Below are 17,013 nucleotides of genomic sequence, written 5' to 3'. Positions count from 1 at the left end.
TATGGCTAACATCTGATAACATGTTGTTAATGCCAGCTTTTTCACCTAATGTGCTAATTAGGTTGCTGAGCGCCTTAGGCATAGTAGTATCCTTTTATTTCAAGTTAATCAACGTACTAACGTTTTATAAATTATTGTTTGTTGTTTTTTTCATCAAAAGCATAACAGATATTGCCATTTAGTAAAATTGTTTTTAGTTTGAACTAGTTGAATAATTGAATTTTATTTCGTGTTTTTTATGATGAAAGGCTAGTAGGTTTTACCAACAAAAAAAATTTTATACGCTATTTAAGATAGCCACTTGGGTTACTTTCTTTTATAATATTGCTCTATTTTTACTTATTTTTGGCTTAAAAAGAGTAACTTACATGAAAATCTTAGCTGGTTGTTCTGCTCTATCTGCATTTCGTATTAGTAAAATCTTATCAACTTGCCGTGAAACATCGATTCCTGTTATTAACTTAGAAGCGCAATACATTCACTTTATTGACTTGTTTGGTGATTTAACAGCGGATCAACAATCTACGCTCGAAAGTTTGTTGCAATATGGTTCTAAAAATGCCCAAATCGATATTCAAAATAAAGACAGTAAATTACTCTTTTTAGTTACACCTCGAGCCGGTACGATTTCGCCATGGTCATCAAAAGCAACTGATATTGCACATAATTGTGGTCTATCGCACATTCACCGCATTGAGCGAGGTATTGCTTATTATGTGCAAGTGAGTTCGGCGTTAACCGACATCCAAAAAAATGAGTTTGCAGCATTAATACATGATCGGATGATGGAATCGGTATTAACGAGTTTTGATCAAGCTGATCAATTATTTAAAACTGAACAACCCGCACCAGTTGTTACCATTGATTTGTTAGGGCAGGGGCGACAAGCTTTAGAGCAAGCCAATCTTAAATTGGGTTTAGCATTAGCATCGGATGAAATTGAATATTTAATCGAAAATTTTAAAAAGTTAAATCGTAATCCGACCGATATTGAACTTTATATGTTTGCACAAGCGAATTCTGAACATTGTCGACATAAAATTTTTAATGCTGATTGGGTTATAGATGGCAAAAAGCAGCCTAAATCGCTATTTAAAATGATCAAAAATACGTTTGAAAGCACACCTGATTATGTCTCCTCGGCTTATAAAGATAATGCAGCGGTGATGGATGGCTCTATGGTTGGACGTTTTTTTGCTGATAACGAAAATAAAACCTATAGCTATTCTCAAGAATATGCAGATATTTTAATGAAAGTTGAAACGCATAATCACCCAACAGCAATATCACCTTGGCCAGGAGCGGCAACCGGTAGTGGCGGTGAAATTCGAGATGAGGGTGCGACAGGGCGCGGCGCCAAACCAAAAGCAGGATTAGTTGGTTTTTCAGTATCAAATTTACGTATACCAGATTTTGTTCAACCTTGGGAATATGATTTTGGTAAGCCTGATCGTATCGTGAGTGCGCTTGATATTATGATTGACGGACCTTTAGGTGGGGCTGCTTTTAATAACGAATTTGGTCGTCCTGCTTTATTGGGCTATTTTCGTACTTATGAAGAAAAGGTAAATAGTTACAATGGTGAAGAGGTTAGAGGTTACCATAAACCCATTATGCTTGCGGGTGGAATAGGAAATATTCGTCGTGATCATATTCAAAAAGGTGAATTTCCGGTAGGTTCTAAATTGATTGTTTTAGGTGGACCTGCTATGAATATCGGATTAGGTGGCGGAGCCGCATCCTCAATGACATCCGGTCAATCTGATGCTGATCTGGATTTTGCTTCAGTACAACGTGATAACCCTGAAATGGAGCGTCGTTGTCAGGAAGTGATAGATCGCTGTTGGCAATTAGGCGATGACAACCCTATTTTATTTATTCATGATGTTGGGGCGGGTGGGTTATCTAATGCGATGCCGGAGCTTGTTAATGATGGTGGTTGTGGTGGTCAATTTGAATTGAGAAATATCTTAAACGATGAGCCTGGCATGTCACCGTTAGAAATTTGGTGTAATGAATCACAAGAACGTTATGTGCTAGCTATTCGCCCCGAAAGTTTGATGCTTTTTGATAAATTGTGTCAGCGAGAACGTGCGCCTTATGCTGTAATTGGTAGTGCAACGTTAAATAAAGCGTTGGTTTTGCATGATAATCACTTTAACAATAATCCTATTGATCTACCTTTAGATGTTCTTTTAGGTAAAACACCGAAAATGTTACGCGATGTAAAAACCTATCAAGCTCATGGTGATAATTTTTCAACCTCTGACATTAATTTATATGATGCGGTAAAACGTGTGTTACATTTACCAACAGTTGCTGAAAAAACATTTTTAATTACTATTGGTGATCGAACTGTCACGGGTATGGTGGCACGTGATCAGATGGTCGGTCCATGGCAAGTACCGGTGGCTGATTGTGCTGTTACCACAGCGAGTTTAGATAGTTATTATGGTGAAGCAATGTCAATTGGTGAACGTACGCCAGTTGCATTACTCAACTTTGCCGCTTCAGCAAGGTTAGCTGTTGGTGAAGCGATTACCAATATTGCAGCAACGAATATTGGTGATATCAAACGAATTAAACTTTCGGCTAACTGGATGGCCGCTGCTGGTCACCCAGGCGAAGATGCCGGACTTTATCAAGCAGTGAAAGCTATTGGTGAAGAGTTATGCCCGGCTTTGGGACTTGCTATTCCTGTTGGAAAAGATTCCATGTCAATGAAAACCACTTGGCAGCAAGATGGTGAACAAAGATCGGTAACTTCGCCGTTATCATTGGTGATTTCGGCCTTTGCTCGGGTTGAAGATGTTCGCAAAACTGTTACACCTCAACTTTGTGTAGATCAAGATAATACATTATTATTTATCGATTTATCAAAAGGTCATCAGGCTCTTGGTGCGACAGCACTTGCTCAAGTCTATCGCCATTTAGGTCAAAAAACGGCAGATGTTCATGATGCTAAAGCGTTGGCTGGTTTTTATCAAGCTATGCAAATGCTAGTGAATCAAAATTTATTGCTTGCCTATCATGATCGTTCAGATGGTGGCTTAGTGGTTACCTTAGCTGAGATGGCTTTTGCTGGACATTGTGGCATAGATGTTGATATTTCGATGCTAGGTCATGATGTGATTGCCGCGCTGTTTAATGAGGAATTAGGTGCTGTTATTCAAATTGCAAATAGTCACTTAGATCAGGTAATGGCGTGCTTTAAGCAGTTTAATTTATCTCACTGCGTGCAAGTGCTTGGTAGTGCTAAAGTTGGGCAGCAGTTTATTATTCGAAATCAATCAGCAGTTGTTTTTAGTGAGTCACGTTTAACGTTAAGAACATGGTGGGCAGAAACCACTTGGCAGATGCAACGCTTACGTGATAATCCGCTATGTGCCGATCAAGAACATCTGGCAAAACAAAATGAAAACGATCCGGGACTAAATGTGTTATTAACATTCGATCCACAGCAAGATATAGCAGCCCCATTTATAGCCAAAGGTATAAAACCTAAAGTCGCTATTTTACGTGAACAAGGCGTAAATTCACATGTTGAGATGGCTGCCGCCTTTGATCGGGCTGGTTTTGCTGCAATCGATGTGCATATGACCGATTTACTTGCTGGTGACACCAGTTTAGATCAATTTAAAGCCGTTGTTGCTTGTGGTGGCTTCTCATATGGTGATGTGTTAGGGGCCGGTGAAGGCTGGGCTAAATCAGTGCTTTTTAATGAACGTGTTCGTCATGAGTTTGAACAGTTTTTTAATCGTAACGATACGCTATCTCTTGGTGTCTGTAATGGTTGTCAAATGATGTCTAATTTGAAAGATCTGATTCCTGGTGCTGAATTATGGCCACGTTTTGTGCGAAATTTATCAGAACGCTTTGAAGCGCGCTTTAGTTTAGTGCAGATTCAGCAAAGCCCTTCTTTATTCTTTACTGATATGGCGGGTTGTCATATGCCAATTGCAGTTTCACATGGGGAAGGACAGGTTGAAGTTAATGACGAAAATCATCTAACTCATTTAGAGGCAGCCAAACTTGTTGCTGTGCGTTATATTGACCACTTTGGTCAAGTTACCCAGCAATATCCGGCTAATCCAAATGGTTCACCTAATGGTATTACTGCTGTGACATCTAAAGATGGACGCGCAACAATTATGATGCCGCATCCAGAGCGGGTATTTAGAACGGTAAGTAATTCATGGCACCCTAATAATTGGGGGGAAGATAGCCCATGGATGCGGATATTCCGTAACGCTCGTCGGCAATTAGGTTAACATAAAAATTATCGCCGATAAAAGTCGGCGATAATGTGTTTTCAACCAATTAAGCGGTTATTGGTTGTTGTTGTCTTTTTAATAAAGGCTCAGCTAACAAGCTATTCATTTTTCGTAATAACTCATCAGTGCTGTCCCAGTTAATACAAGCATCAGTAACCGATACACCATATTTAAAGTTTTCTTTTGGTTGTTCTGACGATTGATTACCTTCAAATAAGTTACTTTCAATCATAACCCCAATAATTGAATTATTACCGTTCTCAATTTGCTCAATAATTGAATTAGCTACAATTGGTTGATTACGATAATCTTTATTGGAATTAGCGTGGCTACAATCAATCATTAAATTTGGTACTAAACCGGCTTTTTCCATTTGAATTTCACATAATGATACGTTTTGAGCATCATAGTTTGGTGTTTTTCCACCACGTAAAATAACATGCCCGTGTGGATTACCCATTGTCTGTAGGACAGTAACTTGCCCTTGTTGATTGATACCAACAAAACGATGTGCCATAGACGCTGATTTCATCGCATTGATTGCAACATCTAAACTGCCATCTGTTCCATTTTTAAAACCAACTGGCATCGATAATCCAGAAGCCATTTCTCGATGTGTTTGTGATTCAGTGGTTCTTGCACCGATAGCAGACCAACTAATTAAGTCACCGATATACTGTGGAGTGTTAGGATCTAATGCTTCTGTTGCCATTGGCAAGCCAATTTGCGCGATATCCAGTAATAATTTTCGTGCTTTTTTTAGACCATATTCAATATCAAATGAACTATCCATATGTGGATCGTTGATCATGCCTTTCCAACCAACGGTGGTTCTTGGTTTTTCAAAATAAACACGCATCACAATAAATAGATTATCTTTTACTTCATCTGAAAGTTTTTTTAATCGACGCGCATACTCAATTGCAGCATCGGTATCATGAATTGAGCAAGGGCCACAAACAACAAGTAGCCGGTGATCGCGGCGTTCTAAAATATCAACGACTGTTTGTCTAGATAAACTAATTTGTTTTTCTAACTCACTTGATAATGGATAAAGTTTTTTTATTTCATCAGGTGTAATGAGCATGTGTTCATCTCGAATTCGAACATTATTCAGTGTGTCTTTTAACATTGTATTTTCCTAGTTAAAATCATTTAAACTTTTTTGTAAAAAAAATATTACAATTAACGGTTAATATGTAAACACAAAATTACATTATAGTAAATGATATTTTGTGAATTTTACAAAGATAATAATTTAATGTTGGTATAATCGATGTTTTTTTGATTTTTTCTATACCAGAAAAGCTATTTTACACTTTATTGTAATGAAATATTTACACTTTGCATGTTTGAAATGATTTATTATTAACAAGTCTTTGGTGATGGCTAGATTTTCCTATTTTATCATTGTAAGGTATTAAGATATTAATTTTAGGAACAAAGCAAAATGAACCAAGGTAAGCGCTTGCTTAATTTGATGGGCACGAAGATTCAAATATGGCTAGAACATGATGAGGTTGAACACTTATTGAATCAAGCTCAAAAAATGTTAATCGACTACGAACAGCGCTTTAGTGCTAATCGCTTAGATTCTCAATTAATGCAGGTTAATCTTAATGCGGGTATTAAACCCGTAAAACTGCAATCTGATCTTTTTAGATTAATAAAAATAGGCAAAACTCAGAGTTTAGCAAAAAATAGTTTTTTAAATATTGCAATAGGACCACTTATTCAAGCGTGGCGGGTTGGCTTTAGTGATGCTAGATATCCTTCTGTTTCAGAAATCAATCAGCTTTTAACACTCATTAACCCTAATGATATTCTTTTAGATGAAGATAATTCATCTGTGTTGTTAAAGCATTCTGGAATGGCAATCGATTTAGGTGCGTTAGCCAAAGGTTATTTTGCTGATAAAGTTATTGAATTTTTTAAACAACAAAATGCTCACGCAGCGTATATTGATTTAGGTGGAAATGTATTAACATTTGGGGCGTGTCCTTTTCATGATGATGGATATTGGCGAGTAGGCATTCAAAATCCCTTCTTAACCAGAGGCAATGTGATTACTGTTTTGAAGATTCAAAATCAATCAGTGGTGACTTCTGGTATCTATGAAAGAACATTTAACTATAATGGTAAAACCTATCATCATATTTTTGATAGTCAAACAGGTTATCCAGTTGAAACCGATATTGAAAGTATTACTATTGTGACTGAGCATGCTATAGATGGCGAAATATGGACTACACAATTATATGGTTATTCTGCTCAACAGGTAATTAAGCAAATAAATAAAATTGACCATATCGAAGGGATAGTTATCACCAAAAATCATGAATATGCTAGTTCTAATGGTCTATTGATCTAGGTATTTATATGATGTTACCGCGTTAACACTTGTTTAGTTTTCATCTTTGTATTATTGATTAAAGGAAGAGACGAAAAGGTTGACGAATTCTTTTTCAGCCACGCTAAGCATTTTATTTGCTGAATATGCAATGAAATAACTTAACGAGATGAATTCTAATGGTAGGGGGATCAAATTATATGCTAAATCGCCAGTTTTTCCGCAGATATTGACACTTTCCGGAATAAACGTCACCCCTATTCCTTTTTTTGCTAATTCGACAAGAGTAAAAATGTTACTGCTTTCAAGTACGATATCGGGTTTAATCTTATATTTTGCAATGAGGTATTCAATTTGTTGTCGTATACCTGAACCGTGAGACGTTAGAATAAGTTTTTCTTGCAATAATTTTTTTATAAAAGAATGATTACATTCAATATTACTTGTTTTTTTTCGATAAAGTTTAGAACTTTCTGGTATAAGTGCATAATAATGATGTTTACCACATTTATGACTAATTAAATTTGGGGATATTGTTTCAGGATTTTGCCCAATAAAAAAATCGAGAGTTTGGTTAATGGTTTTTTCTTCACTGTTTTTGGGCATATATTCATGTAATTCGATTTTAATATTGGGATATTTTTGCATAAAAGCAGGTAGAACTAGAGGTAATAAGTAGGTTCCTAAGCTTGGCAATACACCGATTTGAATTGCTGTGTAGTTAGTATCAGTATATTTTTGGATTTTTTTTCTAAACTGTTCCTGTTTGTTGACTAACGACGTGAGATATTCATAATAAATTTTTCCCGCTTCGGTTAACTGTAATGGGACGGTTTGTCGATTGATGATTTCAATACCTAGTTCATTTTCAATTTTTTTTATGGTTTGTGTTAGGTAAGATTGCGAGATATAAAGGTTTTGTGCTGCTTTGGTATAATTACCATGCTTAACTAAAACATCAATATATTGCAGCATTATTAGTGAATTAATTTTAGCCATTCCGCTTGTTTTCATCCTTTTTAAGATTATAACAAATTAGTTATAACCCCATAATTAATCAGCTATTTCACAAATATTTTTTTCTATTTTACACTAGATAACAAATCATATTGCACAATAATTAACATAATTAATAGAACAAGAATTTATTTTACCATTTTGTGTGATTAGCTAAAGAATTTGTATTACGAAAATTAAATATTAACAAAATTGTGCCGCAAGGTACTAAGTGAGGTTTTAAAGTGAAATTTGTTGCTATAGTCGGAACGAATTCTGATCGTTCTACTAATAGAAAATTACTGCATTTTATGCGAACGCATTTTGCCGAGAAAGCAGAAATTGAGGTCTGTGAAATTAAATCATTACCAGCATTTAATGAACCTAAGGATAAAACTCCGCCAGCAGCAGTAAAAGAGCTATCAGATAAAATACTAGCCGCAGATGGTGTGATTATTGCTACTCCCGAATATGATCATTCCATTACCGCTGCGTTGAAAAGTGTTATTGAGTGGTTGTCTTATACTACCCGCCCTCTGATTAATAAATGTGTAATGATTGTCGGTGCTTCACATGGTATGTTGGGGTCATCAAGGGCACAGGCTCATTTACGCCAAATTTTGGATGCGCCAGAATTAAAAGCACGAATTATGCCAAGCTCGGAGTTTTTATTAGGGCAGTCGTTACAGGCTTTTGATGATCAAGGTAATCTTGTTTATGCTGATAAAGTCAAAGAGTTAGATGAATGCTTTGATGAATTTTTATTATTTGTGTCCATTACTAATCAATTACTCAAAACAGCAAAAATTAATACAGATCAAAATAAAAAATTTAGTTGGAAACAGGCCGCAGAAGAAGGAGCATCGTTATGAAATTTATTGGTATAGTAGGAACAAATGCTCAAGAATCTTATAACCGCATGTTATTGCAATTTATGCAAAAACATTTTAGTCATAAAGCCGAAATTGAAATATTAGAGTTGACTGATGTTCCAATGTTTAATGAGTCAGATGACCAATCTAATAGTCCTATCATTCAGAATTTTAATAATAAAATTATTCAAGCAGATGGTGTTATTCTTGCCACGCCAGAGCATAATCACTCAATTCCATCAGCCTTAAAAAGTATCATTGAATGGTTGTCATTTAATTTGCATCCGTTTGATGGTAAACCGGTTATGATTGTTGGTGCATCTTATGATGTACAAGGCTCTTCTCGAGCACAATTACATTTACGTCAAATCCTTGATGCGCCAGGGGTTAATGCAACAGTTATGCCGGGCTCTGAATTTTTACTGGGTCGAGCCCATCAAGCTTTTGATGAGCAAGGTAATCTTAAATCAGAACGAACAGTCGATTTTTTAGAAAGCTGTTTTTTACGTTTTTTGCGATTTACTCAAGTTGTCAATTTACTTAATGTGCCGGAAGAAATCTCGTATGAACCAGGTAAATATTGTGTAACAGCACCGGGTCATAATGGCGATTTACCTATGGTTGTTACTTTATCAACTGACCGCATTGAATCGATTGATATTGATACCGAAGGCGAGTCAGAAGGTATTGCTGACGTTGTGTTTAAACGTATTCCATCTCAAATCCTTGAAGGTCAGACACTGAATGTCGATTTGATTTCTGGTGCATCGGTTACAAGTAATGGTGTTATTGATGGTGTGGCAAAAGCCATTAAAATGGCAGGTGCTAATCCTGATGTATTAAGGAAAAGACCAAAAGCACCAAGCGCGCTTGATAATAGTGATGCGCAATATGTAACAGATGTCGTTGTGGTTGGTGCTGGTGGTGCAGGATTATCAGCCGCGGCAAGTATTTTACAAGAAGGCAAGCGCGTTGTCGTTGTTGAAAAATTTCCAGCCGTTGGTGGGAATACTGTCCGTACTGGTGGTCCAATGAATGCCGCCAATCCTAAATGGCAAAATACTTTCGATGCTATCGCGGGCGAAAGCCATACTTTATCTGAAATAGTAGCAATTGATGAGTCCGTGATTGATCCTGAATATTTGCAAGATTTTAGAAGCTTAAAACAGCAAATTAATGATTATTTATCAGAAAATAAAGGCAAAACCGGTTACCTATTTGATTCGGCACTACTTCATCGTATTCAAACCTATCTTGGCGGTAAGCGTACCGACCAATTAGGAAATGTAATTTATGGACAATATGATCTGGTTAAAATCTTGACTGATGAGGCGCTAGAATCGGTTAAATGGCTTGAAAATATTGGTGTTGAATTTGATAAACATGATGTCACTATGCCAGTAGGGGCTTTATGGCGTCGAGGTCATAAACCGTTAAAAAGTGAAGGTTATGCTTATGTTTCTGCATTGCAAAAATATGTAGAAGATAAGGGAGGAATTATCATAACCGATACGGCTGTTAAATCGTTAATTGTTGAAGATGGGCATGTGTCTGGGGTAATTGGACAAGGTTTAAATGGTAAAAAAGTTACCGTTAAAGCCGATGCTGTCATTTTGGCATCGGGTGGTTTTGGTGCTAATACCAAAATGCTCAAAGAGTATAACACTTATTGGACTGAAATTGATGACAATATTAAAACCTCTAATTCTCCGGCAATCACTGGTGATGGTATTTTGTTAGGACAAAGTGTTGGTGCGGATCTGGTTGGTATGGGCTTTTCACAAATGATGCCTGTTTCTGACCCAGAGACTGGGGCATTATTTAGTGGGTTACAAGTTCCACCACAAAATTTCATTATGGTTAACAAACAAGGAAAACGTTTTGTTAATGAATATGGCAGCCGAGACAAACTTACACAAGCCGCTATTGATAATGGTGGATTATTTTATTTAATAGCTGATGAAGAAATCAAAAAGACGGCTTACAACACATCACAAGAAAAAATTGATAAGCAAATTGCGGCTGGTACGCTATTTTGTGCAGACACTTTAGAAGAATTGGCCGAAAAACTGGGAATGGATGCTGATATTTTTAAACAAACGATTGCCAACTATAATGCGTATGCTGATGCTGGGTATGATCCTGAATTTGGTAAAGATGTATTTGATTTGAAAGTAGAAGTCGCTCCATTTTATGCAACACCAAGAAAACCAGCGGTGCATCATACAATGGGTGGACTAAAAATCGATACACAAACCCATGTTTTGGATAAATTAGGACAAAAAATTTCTGGCTTATATGCGGCAGGAGAAGTAGCAGGGGGTATCCATGCGGGTAATAGATTGGGTGGTAATTCACTAACCGATATTTTTACCTTTGGACGAATTGCGGGAAAAACTGCTTTGAAAGATATCAAGTCAAGAATGGAGTCTGGACATGGAACAACAAACTAGAAATCTCAATCGATGGCTTGTACTGATAGCATCAACATCAATCTTGCTTTGTACTGGTGCGATTTATGCTTTTAGTGTTTTTGCCGGTCCTTTAAGTGCCGCTAAAAATTGGAGTATGTCAGAGGTGATGACAGCGTTTGCTATTAATTCAGCTGTTGGCCCAATTCCTATGATTTTAGGTGGCTTTTTAACGGATAGAGGATTAGCTAAATGGTCTAGTGTTTTAGGTGGTTTGCTGTTTGGACTAGGCTTTTTTCTGACGGGTTATGTGACCAGTCCACTAATGCTTTATGTGACTTATGGCTTATTAAGTGGCTTTGGTCAAGGGCTTGCTTATTCGGGCTGTTTAAGTAATACCATTAAATTATTTCCTGATAAAAAAGGTCTCGCTTCAGGTATCATTACAGCAGGTATGGGGGGCGCTGCAATTATATCAGCACCAATCGGTAACCATTTGATTGAGCGTTTTGATGTGCTATATGCTTTCCAAATTCTAGGTTGTACCTATATAGCTGTGGTTATTGTTGCCAGTTTCTTTATAAAGGTAGCACCCGCTAATTATCAACCGCAAGGTTGGACTCAAGCACACAGCCAACAAAATGCGCCTATTGTTAACAAAAATTGGCAACAAATGCTACAAACGCCATATTTTTACCTCATATTTTTTATGTTAGGTACTGGTGCATTTTCTGGGTTGATGATAGCTTCGAATGCATCGAGTATTGGGCAAAACATGTTTGGGCTATCTTCTGTGGCAGCAGCATTTTATGTCAGTTTATATTCATTAAGTAATTGTGCTGGGCGAGTTGTTTGGGGAACGGTATCGGATAAACTTGGTCGTAATCGAACATTAGATATTATCTTTTCGGTAATTATTTTGGCTTTTATGGCATTTTTATTTATTCCAACACAAGCAGGATTTGCAATAGGAATTATCGCGCTTGGTTTATGCTTTGGTGGTGTGATGGGCGTGTTCCCACCAATGGTTATGGAAAATTATGGACCGATTCACCAAGGTGTTAACTACGGTATTATTTTTGTGGGTTATTCTTCAGCGGCATTTTTTGCACCAAAATTAACGGCGGATATCCTTATCAATAATAATGGCAGTTATACTTACGCATTTTATATTGCGATCGCTGTAGCCTTTGTTGGCTTAGTGTTAAACATGATTTATAAATTTACTAAACAAAGACAATCGAACAATTAATAATAAGTTCGCATTTAAGCTAAAGGAGCCAGATTTCTGTGCTCCTTATTTTGTATACTTAACTACCAATCTAATAATTCACTATTATATACATTATTATGTTCGTTCTATCGACTCAAGGACGATGTTTTTATCAATGCCATCAAGCACTTCAACTTGTCCAATTTGTGTCGGAATAACCAGCCTGAGTTTGCCTGATAAAACTTTTTTATCGCGTAACATGTGAGGAATATAAGCATCACTTGTCATTTGAGATGGCCGGGTAACTGGAAGTTTTGCTCTAATAAGCAGTGTTTTAATACGATCAATATCAGCGGTTGTAAATTTACCCAACAGTTTAGCTGTTTGAGCAGCCATCAACATACCAACACTGACAGCCTCACCATGTAACCAATTACCATAACCTAATTCTGCTTCGATGGCATGACCATAAGTATGACCCAGATTTAAAATTGCACGCATATCTTGTTCAGTTTCGTCGGCCGCAACTACCTGTGCTTTGAGTTCGCAGCAGCGATAAATGCAATAACTGAGTGCTTCGACATCTAATTTAAGTAACTGGTCAATGTGCAATTCTAACCAATTAAAAAAATCAGCATCCATAATAATGCCATATTTTATGACTTCGGCCAGACCTGCTGATAATTCACGCTGTGGTAACGTTTTTAAACAATTGAGATCGATAACCACTGATTGAGGTTGATAAAATGCGCCAATCATATTTTTACCAAGAGGGTGATTAATGGCGGTTTTACCACCAACAGACGAGTCCACTTGCGAAAGTAAAGTTGTGGGCACCTGTATAAATTTAATTCCTCGTTGATACGCTGATGCCGCAAATCCAGCGACATCACCAATAACACCACCACCTAATGCAATTAGTCTGGAATTGCGCGTATGATTATTGGCAAGCAAAGCGGTAAGAATTTTATTCCATGTTTCCATGGTTTTATATTGTTCACCATCAGGCAAAATGACAGAATCAGTTTTTATACCGTTGTCTTCAAGCATATGAATTAAAGTTTGTAAATATAGTGGAGCAATGGTGTCATTGGTTGCGATTAATACACGTTGACCTGGCTGGAGTTTGAAATGTTTAAATTGAGTTAAAAGATTTTCGCCAATAGTAATAGGATAACTACGTTTTGCTAGCGCCACATTTAAAATTTTTTGCATAATAATACCCAGACAAGTCAAAGCTAATTTATTGTTGCATGTTAGCGATAAAAAAGTAGCAGTGCAACTTAGAATCATTTAAACTTATCGCCAATTTTGTTTAGTAATATTAAATTTAATATGTCAATATCTCTTGTTTTAGCTCAAAAAAATTGGCGCGTAGGCGATATAGAAGGCAATGCTCAAAAAATTATTGAATTAATCAATAGCCATGTATCTTGTGATCTTATTATCTTTTCAGAATTAGCGTTATGTGGTTATCCACCTGAAGATCTTATCTTTCGTTCAGATTTTAAACAACGTTGCCAAAAAGCATTATCAAATATCCAACAAGCTAGCACAAAATGTGCTGTGATTGTTGGTCATCCAGATTGGCAAGGTGATAAAATTTATAACTCACTTTCGTTTTTTGCCGAAGGAAAATTGTTATCAAGTTATCATAAACAGTTGCTTCCTAATTATGATGTATTTGATGAAAAACGTTACTTTACTGCTGGAACACAAACTTGTGTAGTGCAATTTAAAGGTCAAAAAATAGGCTTATTAATTTGTGAAGATCTTTGGCAAAATCAACCTATTGATGATATCAAACAAGCACAAGCTGATTTTGTCATCACTATCAATGCTTCACCTTATGATTATCAAAAACAAAAACAACGACAAGATTTAATTAAAGCACATGCTACTCGTACTCAATTACCGATTATTTATGTTAATCAGGTAGGGGGGCAAGATGAGCTGATATTTGACGGTGATTCTTTTGTATGTAATGAGCATGGCGATATCATTTGCCAATTGAAATCCTTTCAAGAGCAAGTCGCCTTTTTTGCGTTTTCTTCTAATTACCCATCTCAACAAGTTGAGATAACAGAACAATCTCAATTAGCATCGGTATATGATGCATTAGTTTTGGCAACCCGTGATTATATTACTAAAAATGGTTTTCAAGGGGCGGTATTGGGACTATCTGGTGGGATCGATTCTGCTTTGACGCTTGCTATTGCCGTTGATGCACTCGGTAAAGATAAAGTACAAGCTGTTATGATGCCATTTCGATATACGGCCGATATTAGTATTGCTGATGCTAAAGAAGAGGCTGAAATATTAGGTGTTGAATTTGATATTATCTCGATTGAACCGATGTTTGATGCATTTATGTCTTCATTAACTCCCTTATTTGCAGGAACACAAAAAGATACTACCGAAGAAAATCTGCAAGCACGTTGTCGAGGTGTTATTTTAATGGCACTTTCTAACAAACGTCGAAGACTGGTTTTAACTACTGGCAATAAAAGTGAAATGTCGGTTGGTTATGCAACGCTTTATGGTGATATGGCAGGTGGGTTTGACGTACTTAAAGATGTGCCTAAAACGATGGTGTTTGCATTATCTCAATTCCGCAATACACGTTCTTATGTTATTCCTGACAGAGTTATTACTCGTCCACCTTCAGCGGAGCTTGCACCCGATCAGAAAGATGAAGACAGTTTACCGCCATATGAAATTTTGGATGGCATATTAAAAGGTTATGTTGAGCAAGATCTTACCGTTTTACAACTTAAGTCACAAGGGTATGAAGAGCAAACCATAAGACAGGTAATTAAACTGGTTGATATAAATGAATATAAAAGACGTCAAGCAGCTGTCGGTCCTAAAATTACAACGCGCAACTTTGGAAAAGGCAGACGCTATCCAATTACTTCTGCTTTTGGATTTAACAATTGGCCATCGGCAATTAAGGGCAAATAGATATGAAAAAAATAGAAGCTATCATCAAACCATTTAAACTAGATGATATTCGTGAGGCACTAGCTGATCAAGGTATTACGGGGATGACCGTGACTGAGGTTAAAGGCTTTGGTCGTCAAAAAGGCCATACTGAGCTTTATCGTGGCGCTGAATATATGGTGGACTTTTTACCCAAAGTAAAAATCGAACTGGTTGTATCAGATGATATTTTAGAAATGTGCATTGAAACCATTATGAAAACAGCGCAAACAGGCAAAATTGGTGACGGTAAAATTTTTGTCTATAATGTAGAACAAGTTATTCGTATTCGTACTGGTGAGATGGATGATTCTGCAATTTAATTGAGATTATTTGATATCAGGTCGCTCTTGTTTGAGTAATTCATTAGTCACAATGCCCTGCATAGAACAAATAAGCAGATTCATATTTGTGCCTTTTTCAATTAAGAGTAATTTTTCTGTTGTATCCGGTGCTGGAATTGTTTTTACACCAACTACAGTACCGGTGTTTTCTTTCCATACATGAACATCATCATTAATGTTACGAATCATTGGATTGGCGATGTACAGTAAGTCATCTTCCATATCTTTCCAATTGATAAAATTTAATGTCTCTTTTATTTGATTTATATCGTTATCAATAATAAAACCCCAAAAATAATATTTTCCTATTTTGCCTAAATCCATCGCACTATCATAATAACCTTTAATTGTTAGATTGTTATAGTGGATAGGGGTTTGAAAATAAACATAATTTTTATTAGTGTCACTGCGATTTTCAACGGGAATAAAGGCCTGATTATTATTGATTACATTGACATTTGTTACTTTTAGTAACTCATCTTTATTATCATATATAGCTTTGAAAAAATTGGTATTACAGAGAGATAATGACTCTATTAATGGTAATTTATCGGCTGATGCGACAAAAGAACAAACTATTAGTATTACTGTAATAACGCTTTTGATCATGTTGGTTGGAGTTGACAAAAAATAAAAATTATTAAGTTAAGTTGCCTTGATTGTATAATTTTTAAAGAATAATAACAATGTTAATCCCCCTTTTCTTTTTTAAAGAATTATTAAGATTGGTGAATACTTAACCTTTATTAAAGGTATTGAGTAAATCTAACAATATAATTATATATTTTATCAAGCAATAATCTTATTTATCTTTATTTATGGAAGACTGATCCCAAAATGATGAATTTATTTGAAAAATAGTTTGAGTATTAGAAAAATTACTATAATTTTATTTGAGCAGTAAGTTGTTTATGTTATTCAGTCAATTAATTTTAAATGGAAATAAATTATGAGTTCAACATTTGCAAATAAAATACTAGAAGATTTTTCTTGCTTTGAGGATATTTCAATCAAAACATTTTTTGGTGGATTTAGTATCAATAGCAAAGGAGTCATGTTTGGATGGATTGGTAAAGGTGAGCTATATTTAAGGGGGCATGATCACTATCGTTCAGTTTTTATTGATTTGGATATGCCCACATTAACACTACCAACCGCAATGTCTAGAAAATCACTTGATTATTATAAAGTGAGTGATGAATTGTTAAAACATCCTAATAAGCTTCACGCTATGGTCAAAATGGTCATTGAATATGCTATTTTAGAACATAGTGAGAAAATTCAATTAAAAAATCAGCAAATTAAGACTTTACCTAATATCAACTTATCTTTGGAAAAACTATTATTTAGCGTTGGTATAACCAATATAGAAATATTTAATAAAGTTGGTTATCTGGAGGCTTTTTACCGAATTAAGAGTATAAAATCGACTATTTCGGACAATGTTCTATTTGTTTTATATAGTGCATTAAATTATTGCCATGTAGAAGTATTATCTAAATCGACAAAAACTGATATTGAAGTTGCATATCAAGATTTTTTAGACAATATATCGGATAATTAAGTTGTAA

12 protein-coding genes are annotated in these 17,013 nt (G+C 35.9%); 8 read left to right on the top strand and 4 right to left on the bottom strand.

The window, feature by feature from the left end; all coding sequences use genetic code 11:
* The first annotated feature begins 368 nt into the window (after positions 1-368).
* Positions 369-4,271, top strand: a complete 3,903-nt coding sequence (gene purL / locus J3U66_RS12290) for a phosphoribosylformylglycinamidine synthase (RefSeq protein WP_267349153.1) — start codon at positions 369-371, stop codon at positions 4,269-4,271.
* Positions 4,272-4,320: 49 nt separating this feature from the next.
* On the opposite strand, the gene J3U66_RS12285 is transcribed toward purL, so the two are convergent.
* Positions 4,321-5,406, bottom strand: a complete 1,086-nt coding sequence (locus J3U66_RS12285) for a 3-deoxy-7-phosphoheptulonate synthase (protein ID WP_267349151.1) — start codon at positions 5,404-5,406, stop codon at positions 4,321-4,323.
* Positions 5,407-5,724: 318 nt separating this feature from the next.
* On the opposite strand from J3U66_RS12285, the gene J3U66_RS12280 reads away from it, so the two are divergent.
* Complete coding sequence (locus J3U66_RS12280) at positions 5,725-6,645, top strand: FAD:protein FMN transferase (protein ID WP_267333852.1); 921 nt, start codon at positions 5,725-5,727, stop codon at positions 6,643-6,645.
* A gap of 51 nt (positions 6,646-6,696) precedes the next feature.
* Here the strand turns inward: J3U66_RS12280 and J3U66_RS12275 are convergent, their stop codons facing one another.
* Entirely contained in the window at positions 6,697-7,623 is a 927-nt protein-coding gene (locus J3U66_RS12275; protein WP_267349150.1) for a LysR family transcriptional regulator, read from the bottom strand.
* 242 nt (positions 7,624-7,865) lie between these two features.
* On the opposite strand from J3U66_RS12275, the gene J3U66_RS12270 reads away from it, so the two are divergent.
* Genes J3U66_RS12270 through J3U66_RS12260 form a run of 3 tightly spaced genes read left to right on the top strand, consistent with a single transcriptional unit; the run spans position 7,866 to position 12,155 of the window.
* On the top strand, positions 7,866-8,492 hold the full coding sequence (locus J3U66_RS12270) for an NADPH-dependent FMN reductase (RefSeq protein ID WP_065798237.1): 627 nt from the start codon (positions 7,866-7,868) through the stop codon (positions 8,490-8,492).
* Positions 8,489-10,945 carry a flavocytochrome c gene (locus tag J3U66_RS12265; protein ID WP_267349149.1) on the top strand — a complete coding sequence of 819 codons (2,457 nt, stop codon included), beginning with the start codon at positions 8,489-8,491 and terminating at the stop codon, positions 10,943-10,945. Before J3U66_RS12270 ends, J3U66_RS12265 begins: the two co-directional genes overlap by 4 nt.
* Positions 10,929-12,155, top strand: coding sequence for an OFA family MFS transporter (locus tag J3U66_RS12260; protein ID WP_267333849.1), 1,227 nt, complete (start codon positions 10,929-10,931; stop codon positions 12,153-12,155). The genes J3U66_RS12265 and J3U66_RS12260 overlap by 17 nt, the downstream gene beginning before the upstream one ends.
* 96 nt (positions 12,156-12,251) lie before the next feature.
* On the opposite strand, the gene aroB is transcribed toward J3U66_RS12260, so the two are convergent.
* Positions 12,252-13,331 carry a 3-dehydroquinate synthase gene (gene aroB / locus J3U66_RS12255; protein WP_267333848.1) on the bottom strand — a complete coding sequence of 360 codons (1,080 nt, stop codon included), beginning with the start codon at positions 13,329-13,331 and terminating at the stop codon, positions 12,252-12,254.
* A 120-nt stretch (positions 13,332-13,451) separates the two neighbouring features.
* Here aroB and J3U66_RS12250 point away from each other — a divergent pair, with 120 nt between their 5' ends.
* A complete protein-coding gene (locus J3U66_RS12250; protein WP_267349148.1) occupies positions 13,452-15,080 on the top strand; it encodes an NAD+ synthase in 1,629 nt (542 codons plus the stop codon).
* Positions 15,081-15,082: 2 nt separating this feature from the next.
* Positions 15,083-15,421 carry a nitrogen regulatory protein P-II gene (gene glnB, locus J3U66_RS12245; protein ID WP_025314493.1) on the top strand — a complete coding sequence of 113 codons (339 nt, stop codon included), beginning with the start codon at positions 15,083-15,085 and terminating at the stop codon, positions 15,419-15,421.
* Between the two features lie 6 nt (positions 15,422-15,427).
* Here the strand turns inward: glnB and J3U66_RS12240 are convergent, their stop codons facing one another.
* The gene (locus J3U66_RS12240) at positions 15,428-16,051 is read right to left on the bottom strand and encodes a hypothetical protein (RefSeq protein WP_267333845.1); all 624 of its coding nucleotides are present in this window, start codon (positions 16,049-16,051) and stop codon (positions 15,428-15,430) included.
* Positions 16,052-16,391: 340 nt separating this feature from the next.
* Here J3U66_RS12240 and J3U66_RS12235 point away from each other — a divergent pair, with 340 nt between their 5' ends.
* Positions 16,392-17,006: a TfoX/Sxy family protein gene (locus J3U66_RS12235; RefSeq protein ID WP_267344888.1), complete on the top strand. Its 615-nt coding sequence runs from the start codon at positions 16,392-16,394 to the stop codon at positions 17,004-17,006.
* Positions 17,007-17,013 lie beyond the last annotated feature (7 nt).

It is taken from the genome of Gilliamella sp. B2969 (assembly GCF_026536195.1).
Taxonomy (GTDB): Bacteria; Pseudomonadota; Gammaproteobacteria; order Enterobacterales; family Orbaceae; genus Gilliamella.
Note: the sequence above shows the minus strand (reverse complement) of the source record. Positions and strands in the feature narration are given on the sequence as shown.

What these genes read in the sequence shown, in the direction of transcription:
- J3U66_RS12260 (WP_267333849.1), top strand. Translation starts at nt 10,929, where the DNA reads ATGGAACAACAAACTAGAAATCTCAATCGATGGCTTGTACTGATAGCA.
- J3U66_RS12285 (WP_267349151.1), bottom strand. Translation starts at nt 5,406, where the DNA reads ATGTTAAAAGACACACTGAATAATGTTCGAATTCGAGATGAACACATG.
- J3U66_RS12265 (WP_267349149.1), top strand. Translation starts at nt 8,489, where the DNA reads ATGAAATTTATTGGTATAGTAGGAACAAATGCTCAAGAATCTTATAAC.
- J3U66_RS12275 (WP_267349150.1), bottom strand. Translation starts at nt 7,623, where the DNA reads ATGGCTAAAATTAATTCACTAATAATGCTGCAATATATTGATGTTTTA.
- J3U66_RS12240 (WP_267333845.1), bottom strand. Translation starts at nt 16,051, where the DNA reads ATGATCAAAAGCGTTATTACAGTAATACTAATAGTTTGTTCTTTTGTC.
- J3U66_RS12235 (WP_267344888.1), top strand. Translation starts at nt 16,392, where the DNA reads ATGAGTTCAACATTTGCAAATAAAATACTAGAAGATTTTTCTTGCTTT.
- J3U66_RS12250 (WP_267349148.1), top strand. Translation starts at nt 13,452, where the DNA reads ATGTCAATATCTCTTGTTTTAGCTCAAAAAAATTGGCGCGTAGGCGAT.
- J3U66_RS12280 (WP_267333852.1), top strand. Translation starts at nt 5,725, where the DNA reads ATGAACCAAGGTAAGCGCTTGCTTAATTTGATGGGCACGAAGATTCAA.
- purL (WP_267349153.1), top strand. Translation starts at nt 369, where the DNA reads ATGAAAATCTTAGCTGGTTGTTCTGCTCTATCTGCATTTCGTATTAGT.
- glnB (WP_025314493.1), top strand. Translation starts at nt 15,083, where the DNA reads ATGAAAAAAATAGAAGCTATCATCAAACCATTTAAACTAGATGATATT.
- aroB (WP_267333848.1), bottom strand. Translation starts at nt 13,331, where the DNA reads ATGCAAAAAATTTTAAATGTGGCGCTAGCAAAACGTAGTTATCCTATT.